The organism is Melioribacter sp. Ez-97 (assembly GCF_051488665.1).
Lineage (GTDB): Bacteria > Bacteroidota > Ignavibacteria > Ignavibacteriales > Melioribacteraceae > Melioribacter.
Window position 1 is genome coordinate 16,438 of sequence record NZ_JBPSEG010000012.1, and the last position, 16,335, is coordinate 32,772.

The 16,335-nt window shown below is 38.8% G+C and carries 10 protein-coding genes; all 10 read right to left on the bottom strand.

Features of this window, described 5'->3' with window-relative positions; translation table 11 throughout:
• Positions 1–2: 2 nt before the first annotated feature.
• Positions 3–2,201, bottom strand: a complete 2,199-nt coding sequence (locus ACSSWA_RS12220; protein WP_041355969.1) for an alginate lyase family protein — start codon at positions 2,199–2,201, stop codon at positions 3–5.
• 21 nt (positions 2,202–2,222) lie between these two features.
• A complete protein-coding gene (locus ACSSWA_RS12225; protein WP_014856037.1) occupies positions 2,223–2,978 on the bottom strand; it encodes an SDR family NAD(P)-dependent oxidoreductase in 756 nt (251 codons plus the stop codon).
• Between the two features lie 18 nt (positions 2,979–2,996).
• Positions 2,997–3,638, bottom strand: a complete 642-nt coding sequence (locus ACSSWA_RS12230; protein WP_014856036.1) for a bifunctional 4-hydroxy-2-oxoglutarate aldolase/2-dehydro-3-deoxy-phosphogluconate aldolase — start codon at positions 3,636–3,638, stop codon at positions 2,997–2,999.
• A 17-nt stretch (positions 3,639–3,655) separates the two neighbouring features.
• Positions 3,656–5,935 (bottom strand): heparinase II/III family protein, encoded by a 2,280-nt coding sequence (locus ACSSWA_RS12235; protein WP_014856035.1) that lies wholly within the window; start codon positions 5,933–5,935, stop codon positions 3,656–3,658.
• Between the two features lie 12 nt (positions 5,936–5,947).
• Positions 5,948–7,846, bottom strand: coding sequence for a T9SS type A sorting domain-containing protein (locus ACSSWA_RS12240; RefSeq protein ID WP_014856034.1), 1,899 nt, complete (start codon positions 7,844–7,846; stop codon positions 5,948–5,950).
• Positions 7,847–7,859: 13 nt separating this feature from the next.
• Entirely contained in the window at positions 7,860–10,052 is a 2,193-nt protein-coding gene (locus ACSSWA_RS12245) for a chondroitinase-B domain-containing protein (RefSeq protein WP_014856033.1), read from the bottom strand.
• Positions 10,053–10,136: 84 nt separating this feature from the next.
• Entirely contained in the window at positions 10,137–11,546 is a 1,410-nt protein-coding gene (locus tag ACSSWA_RS12250) for a DUF5123 domain-containing protein (protein WP_014856032.1), read from the bottom strand.
• Between the two features lie 30 nt (positions 11,547–11,576).
• The gene (locus ACSSWA_RS12255) at positions 11,577–13,091 is read right to left on the bottom strand and encodes a hypothetical protein (protein WP_014856031.1); all 1,515 of its coding nucleotides are present in this window, start codon (positions 13,089–13,091) and stop codon (positions 11,577–11,579) included.
• A 26-nt stretch (positions 13,092–13,117) separates the two neighbouring features.
• Positions 13,118–14,101, bottom strand: coding sequence for a PorV/PorQ family protein (locus tag ACSSWA_RS12260; protein ID WP_014856030.1), 984 nt, complete (start codon positions 14,099–14,101; stop codon positions 13,118–13,120).
• A 24-nt stretch (positions 14,102–14,125) separates the two neighbouring features.
• Positions 14,126–16,330 (bottom strand): T9SS type A sorting domain-containing protein, encoded by a 2,205-nt coding sequence (locus tag ACSSWA_RS12265; RefSeq protein WP_157867330.1) that lies wholly within the window; start codon positions 16,328–16,330, stop codon positions 14,126–14,128.
• Between the last annotated feature and the right edge of the window lie 5 nt (positions 16,331–16,335).

Sequence of the window (16,335 nt, forward strand, 5' to 3'; positions counted from 1 at the left end):
ACTTAATTAATGTATTTCAGATGAATTGGTCCTTTCCAAGAATATTGGGCATTTCCCGTATTAATATTATGCACTTTATTTTTGGAAGGATCATTATTTGCAATAAATAAGTTAATCCCGGATTTATCTTCGTTAATGATTTCGATTACGGTATAATTACCGTCATTATAAAGCACTTTAATATCGCTAATAGTAGCGTATGAATTCTTTGTATATTCCAGAGTCGGATTGAACTCGCCATGCGGTTCAATTACTGAAACAATAAGGTGATTTTTTGCCTTTTTTCTAAACATTATACCTTGTTCATTTCGAAGATTATAATTTTTATCGTTAGCTCCTATCTGAGTTAAATATATATCCGTTGAATTATCGCAAGTTGTTAACAGAGTATAAAATCTATTATTGTCACTCAGGAAAGTTAGCGAAGAGACGCCGTTTCCTTTTCCTTTGGCTGTAACCCACAGATGTTCATATCCGTTAGACTTTCCCAGAGGAACTCTTTGATTATCGTACGCTTCATAATCGAAATTTATATCTATAATATGCCCCATAAAATAATATGGCAAATCGTACTGATGTTCCGTATCGGAGTTGACTCTAAATACATCAACAATGATCGGATAATCGTGTTGGTGTGATTTTACAAGCGCCAATGTTCGATGTAATTCAATCCCTTTGTAAGCATTTTTTTCTTTTGCGCTTACGTATTGGAAATTAGCATCCGAAATATCAAACAGGTACTCTTCGGGGTGGAATTTTTCGGCCCTGCTTCGTTTACCGTCAAAATGGGATTTCTCATCCGCTACAATTGTATTATGAGCAATTGTTTGCATAGCGTATGATTTATTTTCAGGCAAATATCTGCCGCCGAATTTCTGATCGATGTTTAAGAATCTAGCTGCGCCGTAATCCTGTATAATTTCACTTCCTTTGTCGTAATATAAAAAGTGTAGTCTGTCATAATGACCGTGCGAAAGGCCATGCGATGCATATTTAAATACTAATGTTGAAAGTTCTTCTTTATTATTCCCCCAACGTAGAATTGCAAGACCACCTTGTTTACCATCGGCTCCGTCGCTAAACTTTATACTTTTCCATTTAAATTCAGGCAGACTCTCTCGTTTCGCTATAGCTTTTGCTACAACCAATCCGGCGTAACTCAGAATTACCCGACCATGCTCATTGACAAGGCTCAGCAAATTGTCGTCCTTATCATACCTGTAGTAAATTAAATTAGAAGCTATAACCAGTTCTTCGGACTGCCATGTTTTTTCTTTGAGAGCATCGTTAATGGGGAAAAAAGCTCCGTTTGTATTCGTCTGTTGCAACAGAGCGTTCAAAGTCTTTTTTAGTATAGAGTCCCTGTATTGATAAATTTTCAATTCAGGTTTATTATTTTCCAGAGCTTCCGCGTAAATAAAAAACGGCCACAAAGCATAACGCGCATAATATGGCCCTTCCGTATAATAACCGTCTGGAGAGAACAATAAATCCAATTGTTTTATAAACCCCCCTTTTCCGTCCAAGTGTGTTCCGTAAAGCGAATACTGCACATACTTATCATTTTGTGTAACCAGTCCAGTCATACCAACGGCTGTTACCATCCAAGTTCCATGATTGTGTATCCTATTAAATTCCTCTTCGTGTTCCATGAAATATTCACACATTGGATTAAAAATATTATTCTCATATTTTTCTCTATCTTGCGGGGACAACCAATCATATATGCAATCGTATGCCTGGATTGTATGTACAAGCCATACATTTTCATTCAAGGTTTGCCAGAAGAGACGCCCGGGGGTTTCTATTTTGCTTTGCGGATGCTGTCCTATCTTAGGATACAGTTCTGCATATTTATTTAACATATCACGGATAAAAACGGCATATTTTTCATCTTGCGTAATCTGATACAATATCCCGGCATAGTACATCTCATTGTAATTTTGTTTGTGTTTCTCGTGAGTGTACCCTCCGCCGGCGTCTTTGGGAACCGGTACGTCCATCGGCTCGGCAATTACCGAATCGATATAGTTTTTAATCTTTTGATAGGTATTATGGAAGAGCGGATATTTATCTTTTTCCTGCCTAATAATTTCAACAGTTTTTTTAGTTAATAATAAATTCGGATGCATATTTTGCGCATCCGAATTTATATATGTAAAGAACATCAATACACTTAAGACTAACGTATTAAACTTCATAATTTTCCTCTCGTGTTAATATTATACAAAATAAGTACCGCCGTTAATTTCAACGCAGGCGCCTGTTATAAAAGAAGCAGAGTCGGATGCAAGATAAGCAACCAAGTCCGCCACTTCTTCGGCTTTCCCTTCTCTTCTTAACGGTGTGTTATTGGCAACCATTTGTCTTACTTCCGGTTTTGTAAATTTATCATGGAAGGTTGTACTTATCATACCAGGGGAAACGGCGTTAACTCTAATTCCTTTAGGGCCGAATTCTTTGGCAAGGCTCCTGGTATAAGTTAGTACTCCTCCTTTAGCAGCAGCGTATGCGCCAGCTCCGGGACCTCCGCCGTCTCTTGCCGCCTGAGAAGCAAAATTAACAATCGATGCGCCGCTTTTCATATAAGGCACAACGGCTTTAGTTACCATAAAGACTGTTTTCATATTTAACGTAACCACGAAATCCCAAAAAGCTTCATCCATTTCGTTGATTGTTTTCCTTCCTACCAAACCTCCTACGACATTTACCAATATATCTATTTGAGGTCCGTACTCTTTAACGCAGGTTTCTACAAGACGATTGATATCTTCTGGTTTAGTCATGTCTCCCTGTACTTTTATAGCTTTGCCGCCAAATTCAGAAATTAATCTTAATGTTTCGTCGGCGTCTTCGGGATTATCAAAATAATTCAGGCATACCGAAGCGCCTTGCCGAGCAAGTCTTATTGATACTTGTCGACCAATATCTCTTGCGCCACCGGTTACAATTGCTACTTTACCTTCTAGATTAACCATTTTTTTACCTCCGTAATGTTAGTTTATATTTTTTAGGTTTTCTAAAGCTTTTTGGGCATTTTCAGTTAATAACTGATAATTATTTTCTTTTATTGCCGTTTTATCCAACAAGGCAGTTCCTATTCCGACCGCACAAGCTCCAGCTTGTATCCAGTCCTTAATATTGGACAGTGTAACCCCTCCTGTTGGCATTAAATTAATTTCTGGGATAGGAGCTTTTACAGCTTTAATAAATTGCATTCCAAGAATATCGGCGGGAAAAACTTTTATAATCTCTGCGCCGCTTTCATAAGCTTTATAAATCTCTGTAGGAGTAAAACAACCGGGGAATGCAGGTAAATTATTTTTATGAACCAAGTCTATTATTTCCTCTTTGAATATAGGGCTTACAACAAATTTAGCTCCCGCATTTATAGCATCCTGAGCGGTTTCTTTTTTCAATACCGAGCCGACGCCAATAAGAACACTATCTCCGAATTTCTCAGCCGTTTTTTCTATTAAATTTATTGCTCCCGGCACTGTCATTGTAATTTCGATTATGTCTACGCCGCCTTTATAAATTGCGTCTACTACGTTTAATAATTTATTCGCGTCTTCCATCCTGATTACTGCAACTATTTTATGGTCAAGTATTTTCCGAATTATTTGTTGTCTCTCCATCCTTTTTTAATCTCCTATTATTTATCGTATGATTTGTTTACCAACTTCCAGCCATCAGCCGATTTTTGATATTCATATACAGATTTATTCGATTGCTTTGTATCTAATCCGTCGTATCTAACGTAACTGCCTTTATATAACAATAATGCGCTTGGTTCTTCGTCCCTACTCAATATGCATACAAATTGCGCGTCAGTTTTTATTTCAGGCAGCTTTAGCTCGTCGCCTTTTTTTATATAAACATCAGCCTTTAGTCCGCCGGACGTAACAGTAAGCAACACATAATTAGGATTGTTGTATTTTCTTATCGACGGCGTTACTTTGTCATTGAGCGTAGGAAACAGGAGTGTATTAAACGAGTAATCATTAACCGAGTGTTTTTCAAACAATACAGCGTCAATTCCATACTTGGATATTTTATTAATATCCATATCTGTTTGATCAGCCTGCAAAATATAAAACCGGACATTTCCCTTATGTTTTACGACTCCGTTATTCATGCTTTCCCGCTCATATTCTCCTTGAAATATTTGTTGATAATTATGTATCTCTTTTGATGTAAAATTATCCGTAAGCAACCAGAAATACGGTTTGACAAACAATATTTCTCTGTTATAATTAACTCCGAGTGTGTCAAAACCATTGTGTTCAGCCATGATATAATCAAAATTACTACCGATATACAAATCATGTATTAGTGGCTCCGGTAGAATATTCCATTTACCAAAACCCGTTCTTGCATGATTATCAATCCAATCTCTGCCCTGTAAATAGCGATCAGCCAGCGCTACATTCTTTGTTAAAGAATTTTTCATATACTGAATCGATACGTCGCTGTATCTAACTCTGTAAGAAGGCAATAATTCTTCGCCGTAACCGTGAGCTACTATACCCAAAACGCCTCCGTGCGTGTGATCGGGCTTTAACTTCGCCAATCCGGCGTCTACTAATAAATACAAGGAGCTACTGTCTGATCCGCTACGCATTACAAAATATTTGGTTTGTTCTAAGAAAGCCGAACTAATATTTTGTCTTTCAGGAATCAATTTATGGTAGTCCTCTATTTCTTTAGCGGAAAAGAACCAGTACAACTCCGAAGGGAATTTATAGCAGCTATAACTTTTATAGTTCTTATCCAGGAAAAACGCCGCTCCGATAGTCATGATAATGGAAGTTTTAATATCCGGCAACTCTGCAGCTTCTAAATTCTCGAGAGAATCATTCTCGGCGCCATAAGTAGCCTGAGCGTCTTGCAATACGGGTAATTCTCCAGAAGGCAATGCTAATTTGACAATTGCATCGAACATTCTGTGAAATCTTCTGCGAAACAGCTCGGGAAGCTCAACATTATTTCTGCGAGATAGCTGAGATACTCTGAAATAATTGATCAGTTCCAGTTTAAAATAGTGGGAAGCTCTTTCGAATTGAAAACCGTCTTCCATTACCTCGGTTTTAATATGCTCCATCAGGGTATTAAGAGCTATCTTGTTCCACAACTTTGCAATAGTAAACTCGGGAAACATTAACGTCGTTTCATATAAAGCTTCCAAACCATGGGTTTGATGATTGCCATAATTATAGACTTTACTTACATCGACAATACGCGCGCCGTGAAGCAAAAACAGTTTTATTAAAAATATTTGATCCTTCCAGTCTAAATAATCCGCTCCTAGCATAAAATGATATGCCTGCAACAAATTCCTTAATCGGTGTCCCGCATAAAACCTCTCGAACAAATCATTGCCTCCAATTTCAGTCTCTTTGTTTTCATAATCTCTTATAAAATCTTTAACCAACAACAATAAACTTTTCACATACCGATCATCCTTGGCGTAGTACGAAGCGAGCGCCATTTCGCTTGCTCGTTCGAAACGCGAAACATAGCGCAGCGCATTCGGATTAAGTTTTCTTCCATGCTTGTCTACCGAAGGTAATTTCCAATCGATATCTGTCCCGAACGTTCTTAAAAATTTCTTCGAATCTTCAATGTACATTACCACTGCGTCGGGATATTCATTGCCAAAAGAGGCTAATCTTTCTTTTAAAGAAACATTATTAAAAAAATAATTGACGTTGTTTCTTTTTCTGAAATATTCGGCAAGTTGAATTAATCCTTTTTCTTTATCTCTCTTATAATAATCATATATTGATTTGAGTTGAGGAACCGTTAAATCCAGAAGATTCATTAATTCATCATCCGAGAGAAGACGATTGCGAGGCACATTATCCTGAACGCTATTCTGGCCGTAGTATAGCGTAAAGCTTAACAATAAGAACAATAGAATGTTTTTCCTCATTTTAATTAATTCCTATTTTGATAATAACATTGGAATGGTTTTTGAATTGTTGCCGGCTATAATCCTACATAAATAAACGCCCGAACAGAGATTAAATGAACTGGCGTCGAATTTTATTTTATAATAACCTGCTTTTTGAAATTGGTCGACAAGAGAGCAAATTTTTTCTCCGAGCATATTATAAACAGCGACATTAACATAATTATCTTCGGATAGATTGTAACTTATAATTGTTGAAGGATTGAAAGGATTCGGGTAATTATAATTCAGCTTAAATTCGGACGGAAGCGTTTTCTTTTCAGATTGAACCGATGTATAATTTCTTCTTTCGTTAAGTTGCGCTATGTATAGCGAGGATGGATTTAACCCTTCTCTATTAGTGCCTTCTATGTATCCTTCAGGGTGGACGAATAAAGCGCCGTGCACTTTTAAGCCGCTTACCTTTCCGGCAAAGCATCCGATTGCATAATTTTGCGCTGTGGGAGGTTTTTGTATTATTATATTTTTTGAATTTTCTACTTTGCAATTCCAAGCTACCGAATTCACCGCGCCCCATCCGTGACCGGTGCCTTTGTCGCCTCTATTATAGAGCGCCAAAACATAGCTGTAGTTTGGGGATTTGAACAATATATTATCGTATAAAAGTCCCTGACTCCACCATCTATGTCCTTCACTCGACGAATAAGTATATTCACTTACATTGTTATAAAAGACGCATCCCGAAACAGTACTGGTGCCATTAGATACAAAATCGTGTCTACCATATCTGGCATAGCAATTCTTAACAAGAATTAACTGCGACGCATGGTATAAGTTGAAATTATATCTTCTTTCGCCGGTAATTCTGCTTATCGGATCGATTGCTTTGCAGCTATCTATCGTTATGCGGGATGCAGTGCTGGTTCGAAAGCCGGACTGCCCGAAATGAATAGCCGTACATTTTATCACCCAGGCATCCTCAATCTGCATCAATTCAATTGCTTGCCATGCATGATTTTCGTTTCCGTTGGAGTTCGTAGGCAGATCATTTGCTTCAATGTCGACTCTTAAATTTTCAATACCAATATTAGTCTTAATGCCTTCCCGGCTATACTTGTAAACATAGGATTCCGATAAATTCTTATTAAGAGTATAAAAAACCGGAGCGTCAATAAAGATTGTATCACCGTTTATTTTTTCAATGTAACGATTATAAACTATATCAATTCCATCATATATTGTCCAGCCCGGGTCCGATGCCGTTCCTCCCCTGTCGACAGCATCTAGCCAAGCGTCTGTAGCAGGATGATATATTATAATATTATCGCCCTGTTTGAATAAAGATGGATTTTCCACCCTAAACTTAAATGCCCCGACGAAGACATAATCATCAATAATTTTTGTGGTTGAATTTTCTACTCTATCCGCCCACCTTGTATTATTTCCACCGCCAGCAATAATAACGCTTCTTTGATGCGGGTTATTTCCGACTGCGTATATAATTGTATTAGATGTTGTATCCTCGCCGTCTCCTTCTCCCCTAAGCACTATACCGCTTTCGTTTAGATAAATAGTTCCGCTTATTCTATACACGCCGGCTCTTAATAATAGAGCTCCTCTGAATCCGCTAGCATTCAATGGCAGCCGGGCTAATTCATTAATAGCATTCTGTATATGCTCAGTATTGTCTCCCTCCAAAGGTTCGATAATTTTAACAGTTTCTACATAAGGGAGCTCTTCTTCGCCGTTTTTATATCCAGCATAACTAAAATCGGGTATTCTGTTTCCAGCGCTATCGCTTATGTAAACAAGTTTATCGCCGTTATAGTAAACTATCGAAGATTGCCATTCCTGAGCATAAAAAATATTTGTGATGAAAAAAAGGATTGACAGACTCAAGAGCAATTTAAAACCGATAAATATTCTATCCATTATTTTTTAGGTATTATTTTATTATTAACATACATTTTGTTTCTGAGTACTTATCTGTTTCGATGCGATAGAATAATCTTCCCGAACTGAAATTTTTCCCTTCAAGATTGTACTTTAACTGATATTTACCCGCTCTTTTATATTCATTAACCAGCACGTCTATTAGTTGTCCCAACTCATTGTAAACTAAAATTTTGACAAAAGTTGGTTCCGGTATAGAGTATTCAATAACCGTGGAAGGATTAAATGGATTCGGGTAATTTTGTTGAAGATTGTATTCTGTCGGAACCGCCTTTTCATAAACATCTGTTAATTTGTTGAAATTTGCTATAACAAGCTTGTCTGCATCCATAAGTACCGTGTCCGGATTGGAGTTGCCAGTTAAGGCGTTACTCCAGGATTCGAACGCCCATCCTTCAGCCGGAACAGCCGTAATAATTACTTTAGTGCCTTCAATGTAACTTCCGCCCTCCGGTGACAGGATTACATCGCCTTCGCCGTTTTTCCATATCGCTAGTTTATATACTTTCGGGTCTTTAAAATTTGCCGTAATATTCTTATCGGAATTCATCAGTATTGTGATCGGATTTTCGGTGGTTACGGTGTCCCCCGTCCAATTAATAAAAGAAGAATTAGTTGCCGGAATTGCGGTTAAAGTAACGTTTGTTCCTTTTTTATAAACTCCGCCTGCGGGTTCTAATATTACTTCGCCTGTCCCGGTTTGAGTTACCGTTAAGACTACTACATCGTTGTTATTCGATAGCCAAGTAGGCCCTGACGATTCGGGAGTAACGGGAGTCCGTATAATTTCTGCAACTGAATATTCGTCGGCGCCGACATCTTTCAAAGAATCTCTAACTTGTCCATCTATATCGTCTATTACAAAATAGTAATCGCCTTCAGCAGAATTAATCAATGGACTGTTAAATTGAGGACGCCAAAGATTATCCGCTCCCATGACCATTAACGGATCGGCCTCAACAAAACCTTCGGCAACAGTCGTATAATTGCCGCCCCACACGTAGTTGTTTTGATATATAAAATTAATAGGCTCAGTTACATAAGTAAGTAAATTCGTAGTATTATAAATTACATTATTTGCAAAGACAGAATTTTTAGGCGGCAATATCTGATCGGGATCACTAGACTTTTTGAGTCCGATTACGAATCCATTTTTGCAATTAACAATAGTATTAAACGCTACCGTAGCGCTGTCTACCTGGAAGTATCCGTTCAAAGGTGAATTTTCAATGCCATTCATCATTACAATCGCGCCGTGCCAATCGCTTACTTCGCCTGCCAAATCCTGGAAATAATTATTATAAACTTTGTGCCCTGCTCCAATAATTCTTACCCCTCCGGTTCCTGGTTTATTATTGCCGAAAAAATAATTTCCGTACACCTCGCAATTGTCGCCGTGTCTAAGAGTAAGCTGTCCGTCGCATTCGTAAAAAGTGTTATATCTGTAGATATTGTAATCACTTTTGTTCGATATAATCTCGGTTTCACCATTACATCTTTCAAAATAATTATACTCAACGGTTGTGGAAGAATTATAAATCGAATTTTCGCTATCGCCCACACGTATTGTTTCGCCTCCGTTATAGCCAAGTTCAGGCCTGTAACCAAAATAATTGTGATCTATAAGATGGTAATTAGGAGACGTATTTTTACTAACCCAAACCACCAAAGTTGTACCTGAGTGCTCTTTCCCCTTAAAATAACAGTGGTCTACTCTGTTATTTTGACCGTAAATGGAGACCCATTTATAATCGGTATTTTTATTAGCCGGATTATAATCTTCAATTGCAGTATTCGTTAATCTGCAATGATATGCATTAACGCTGCCATTACGAAACTCAACAACCGCTCCGCTTGAACTATAACCTTTATAAAACCACAAGCCGTCTACAGTCAAATATTTCCCTGCAATTCTCAAGGTAGAATTACCGTTAAGAATAACTCCGCCTGGCGTCTCGGCTTTTAACACAATATTGGCTTCCTCTGTACCGTTCCCTGTAAACACTATCGTTTGGTTAGTCCAGATTCCATTTTTCATAATAATAGTGTCGCCAGGAGCTGCAATTTTAGTGAAGTTTGCAATCTCGGAAGCATTCTTCGCTTCGTATGTAGTGGCAAATATATTATTAAGGAAAAAATGCACTGCAACAATGATAGTTATTAATATTTTGTAAGATTTATTCATTAGTTCACCCTAAAATTTTAGGAGTCGGAGAATTAGTTATTCCCCGACTCGCTATTCGTAATGTGGAGGCAACACGAAAAGGCTTTATTTCATCAACATCATTTTTCTAATAAGATTTATGTTTTCACCAGAAAGTTTATAGAGATACAATCCAGATGGTAAATTCTTTGCGTTAAAGATTGTAGTATGCGTACCAGCAGCCAAGTTTCTATTTATCAAAGTAGCTACTTCCTGTCCAAGTACGTTATATACTTTGAGTGTATAAGCTCCAGCTTTGGGAACTGTAAATTCTATTACGGTTGAAGGGTTAAAGGGGTTTGGGAAATTTTGTTTTAGTTCAAAACTAGTAGGAGTTACGCCATTTTCTTCAACACTGACAACATCTCCAGCCCACCTTAAGTCGCCCAATGCTTTTCCGTCGGAAGCAAGTGTACGAACCGGCGAATTAGGATCTAATGTGAAATCGGCATTATCCGGATCTTTATACATTGGATCGTAATTATAAATAGTCGATTCGTCGATTGTAGCTGTGCGTTGCGCTCCCGACCATGACGCTGGAGTTTCAGCTAAAAATCCGTTAGTGTAGTTTGGTATTGAAACGTTAAATGTATCTATATGCGATACTATCGTACCTTCTCTCTGGACAGTAATAATATAGCCAAGTTGATCGTTACCTTGAATCAAATTCGTTATCAATAAATTTCTTATAATCGAATTTGAAAGGTCGCGATGCCAAATAACTCTTCTTTGACTCTTATTAAATGTACAATGATCGATTAATACCTGTGTGTCGACATTTGTTGAGTCGCCGTCGTCTTCAATTTTTATAGCGCTTCCTCTGATATTATGAAAGGTGCAATTTCTTACTGTAAATGTTTCCGCAAATTTTCCTTCAAGCGGCACAGGATCTTTGTGCGTATTGATTGCTCTAAGCGCTTCGTCGCCTGTATTCATAAACGTAGTATTTTCAATTAATACATCGCCTGCGCGCGCGCCCTTAGCAAAGTCTAAGATTGTACCGTCTGTGCTCGTTTCCGGGTCACCGTACTTGTATATATTTCTTACAATACAGTCTTTAATTGTAACTTTTGGTTTTTCATTAACGCCGCCTGCCATAGCCTGAACCTGGAAGACATACTGAATTGAGTCGTATGTGCCTGCATTCGAATCATAACCGTCAAATATGATTCCTTCTATCTCGAAATCATTTTTAATTTTGAAAAACGGCAATGCTTGACAGCCTTTTATTACCACAACGGGAGGGTTTTGCAACCCTTCTTTAGCTCTAATTTTAACGGGTGTTTCGATAGTTGTCGGATTAGTGATATAAAGCCCCCCATCGTCGACCAATATAATTTCATTAGCGGCGCCTGTATTGACAAAAGCAAGCGCGTTATTCAATCCGTCGCTTACTTTTACTTCTATTGCCTGTCCTAATACTATATTGGCGAAGGAAATAAGTGTAACAACCAAATAATAAAAATGCTTCTTCATAGCTTACTCCTTTTTATTGATTAATAAATATTAGAATACTAAAGTGTACCCCAATAATATTTGTTGATTTCTTCTTACCTGATAATTTGTATTGCTGAAGTAGGAATCGTAATATTTCAGAATACTGTAAGCGTAAGTAATATTAATTTTGCCATAAGGAATAGAGACGCCCAGACCAAAGGAATAAGCGTTCGAGTTGGGTCCGTATTTTTTATCCGGCGCTCCATCCGGAATAAATAGCTCCGAATAAGTGTTGTAACCGGCTAACAATTCAACGAAGTCAAGTAGTTGATACTCTATTCCAAATCTTAGCGAATACGAATCCGGGATGCCACTAAATGCGGTATCCTGCGCTGCAAGCGCAAATTTAGATTCGGAATAAGGATTCAACTCGTAATCTATAGCCAGTCTGAACTGCTCTACAGGACGATAGGAAATACCCACTGCAAAGTTCAACGGGATATCAATTTCGTCTTCGCCTTCTACTCGGGTTTTTGTTTTGTTGTTTATGTCCGCATTATAAATTTCGTTCTCATATGAATATTTTCTCGTAATCGAGGAAGGTATGTCGAATTTCAAACCCACATCGAGTTTACGAAACGTGAAAATAACGCCGAGAGTAACATTAAAAGAATTAAATTCCGAAACGCCCGAATTAACGTTATTTAATGTATCGTAAGAAAACTTAAATTTGTTTGCGCCTCCCATCAAATCGAAATAACCTACTTTGTTCAACGACAAAAAATCATCGGTTTCACCTGATAAAACGGTTGCGCTAAGACCAACCTTAATCCAGTCGTTGATTCTTGAAGATAATGCGAATCTATACTGAGTAACTTCTCCGAATCGTTTTCTTTGATAGTCGTACCAATTAATTCTAATGCTATCGTCGGCGGACGTAACTCTTTCAGGCAGATACCCGTATCCAGTATATCCGATATGCGGATCCAAGTAGGTTTGGTTTCTGTCGTAATCCCAAACATTATTCCTGTTATAGGAGGCTGCGAATACAAAATTGTACGATGCAAAATTAAATGGAACTGCAACGGCAATGTTCTTTAACGCCCATTCGTCTTTACTTTCAACCCAGTCCGCAGCGTCCTGGCTATACGGATCAGGACCGATTTTGGGTTCAGAAACGATGTAGGACGAATCATTAAAGAAAGCTTTATTATCCCATTCCCCATTGTTTTCCGGATTTGGCACGTACATTCCGTCGAGATAGAATGGCAAGGTTACAAACTGACGATTCGGACGGTAATCCTGGTTTTCCCACCACTTGCTTTCGAAGTTGCCAATTCCAATATATATCTGAAATTTACTGGAGCCAGACAAACCTGCAGGGTTCGTATATAACGAGTTGATGTCGCTTGTGCCGCCTACGCCCGTTCCTCCCAGCGCTATTAATTTAACGCTGCTCAAATTTGTAATATCATTCAATCCCTGGAAGTAGATATTATCCCCTCTATGCTGAGCAAACAATGTCGGCAGCAAAAACATTAAGAAGATTAGCATCAATAATTTTCTTACAAATAATTTTGACATTTTTAAACTCCTTTTTGAATAAGCCTTTAATTTGTACTGAAGCTAATAGTAAACCGATGAACATCTCCCAGGAAATCGCCGTAGTCGTTAAATGAATAATCTATTTTATAGCCGCTATAATTCAGTCCCAGTCCAACGGATATGCCTTCTTCGTCATAATTAAATTTGTAGCCTCCCCGCAGAAAGAATATTTTTCTGAAAGAATATTCAAACCCCACTTGATATTGCTGGCTGTAATCTCTTGGCTGAGATAAATTAGCAGCAACTAAAAAAGCGTGATCCGAAGAGCTTGCTAAAAACGGCTGACTGTCCGATACCATGTATGTAGATATTCCAATTGCAAAAGTTTGCGGGAGGGGATACGATTTATCATAATATTTTACTTCAGGACCAAAATTTCTCAGAGACGCGGCAACTATTATTGACTTAAAACCCGTATTGTACAAAACTCCGCCGTCAAACATCAAAGCGCCCGTGCTTTTTACAACGAGATTTTCGTAAGCATATTTTGCTGTCAGACCGAAAGAAAATTTATCGGTCAGACTTTTTGCAAACGACAGCCCGTAAACCTGGGAATTTGGTCTGATAGTTTCTCCAGTGATACCCGGATTGAAATTGCCCTGTTCATCGCGATACAAGCTACTTACTCTTGTCACTTCAATAGTTCCGATGTCGTTTACCATGGCATGGAATCCGATGGTGCCAAAATCGTTCAAGTTATATGCAGCCGAAAAAGAAAATTGTTTAACATCCAGGAACCAGTCAACCACAGAAAACGAACTGCTAAAGCCATTTATATATATCAGATTCGCAGGGTTCCAGAATACCGCATCCGAATTATCAGCTATACTTACGCCGGCATCCCCCATTCCGGTAATTCTCGCTTCCGGTATGACCTTTAAGAATTGAAACGAGGTTGTTCCCACTTTGTCAATGCCGATGCTCTGACTGTAAATAGTTGACAGCGGGATTATAATAATCATCAGCAAATTAATTAAGACTATTCTCATGACTAATACCTTAATTTTTTCTAATTATTTTACAATAACTAATTTACCAGTTGCTGTTTCGCCTGATGGAGTAGTAATGACATAAAAATAGATACCCGAAGCTATATCTTGATTATTTCTGGTTACCTGGAACCAGGCTGTAGAATAAACCGGGGAATCGTGCTCTATTGTTTCTACCAATTGTCCGGCATAGGAATAAATTCTAATGGTGCATTTTTCAGGGAGTCCGTAAAACCCGATAGCATTATCCTGTCCGTGTCCTTCGAAACCCGACTTTACAATAAACGGGTTAGGAACTGCATATACCTTATCCATTTTATCGACGCTGCGTACATTTTTAACATGCGGGGTTATATTTGTTCTGCCGCTTTGATTGCCTTTATCGTCAACCGAAGTTACGCTATAGTATTTTGTTTCGCCCAACTTGTATGTTTCGTCGTTATCGATAAATTCATACAATCCTTCTTCATTTACATTGCCTAACTGGACTTCCCCTAATAATTTCCACGGACCCATACCGGCATTGCTTCTCCATACATAGAACTTGCTCAACTTGCCTGTCATACGGGGCGCCGAGAAGTTTTCCACAGACCTTTTCCAGGTAATTTTGACAGTCGCTTGAGGTGTGTTTTCTACTTTAATCACCGGAGCAGGTACTGGAATCGGGATTTTGTACTTAGCTGAATTTAGCGACGGTTTGGGATTGTCTTCGGGAAACAGCATGCCGCCCGCCGGTCCTTTTCTATCAGGGTCGTATGGAATTTGCTGCCCCAAATACGCTTCCCAAGCTTTATGAGCAACTTGATTAACGCTTATAATATCCGAGTCGATATAATCCGGATATCCATAATCCTGTAAATAATGCTCTGTGTAAACTTTCCCGTTTACAACAACTTTTCTGTCCATAGATCTGATGGGGAAAAATTGAGTGCTCGTTTGTCCGCCGCAAATAATTTTGCCTTCCGTACCTCCATAGCCGACCACTTCCGCATAGGCAAATTCAAGTTTATCTCCCAATTTCATCTTGTATGGTCCGAACCCATTAATAATCTGAACTCCGTTGTAGCTTTCATCCCATTCATAACGAGCTCTTCCAAGCCATTGTCTTCCCTTAGGCAGAACAAATCGCCCTTCGTCGGAAGGAAATCCTTCCGGCGCTCCAAGTTCGCCATATACTGTCCACCATCTTTCGTCCATAGTTGTAGCTCTGTCTTCCATTTTCTCGATACGTGTATTTCCGCTTTCTGTTTTCATATTCCACGGTTGTAGTATATACCCGTTTTCATCTGTTTCAAAATATCTTCCTTTACTGTCTTTGAGCATATAGTTTGCATATTCCGATTCATTTCTTTCCGGATTGACAGGGTCAACAACGGCAAAATGATCAGTGTCCCAGTAGAGCCAGCAATATCCAGGCGCCTGAGGACTTAACAGTCCGCCTCCGTTTACACCCGTTTCTGCGAAATATTTAAATAATTCCTCGTCTGGTTCCGGCTTAAACGCCATATACTCGTCTTTTGCGTCTGCCGCTCCGGTATGAACTGTTTGCATAAACGTCAGCCAGTAGTCGGGATCGAAACTGCTTCGATTGTCCTGTCTATACATACCTTGTTCGTATTTCCATTCGCCGTAATTCCGTTGGTAACCGAGCATGGAAGGAGAAAAACCGTAATTAACGTGGAATAAAACATCGACCAGGGGAGCAGTTCTTTCGATTGTTGCGGGATTGCCGTCGGTGTCTCCCGTGTATTCCAATTCATATTCGTAAATTATCATATCATTATAATCGGGATACGACCAGGCACGCGAAGTTCTTGTGACAGTAATTCCGACATTTGTAGCCCATTTTGCTATAATAATCTCTTCGGCTTCGTCGGGATTATAATTGGGGTTTAATTCGCCGTCGGGCAATAGTGGATAGTTCTCGATTTTTTCAATTGAGATAGGGAAGCTCCACCTTCCGGCAGGCAATTCGGGTCCGCTACCCGTCCCGATACCGCCGCAAAAAGAGAAAATGCGATTTTCCCATCCCGGCTTGCCGACTTCATTTGCGCTTATATATATACCTCCGCCAATAATATTATGTTGACCGCTGTATTCAATTCCATTAATAATTGTTTTTGAATACGGGGGCCACTCGAAACTTGGCAAACTTTGTTTTTCTCCGCTGCTACCGTATTGCCAAGGTCTTCCAATTACTCCGTCGTTGTAAACAGTCTCATGCAGCATGCCCC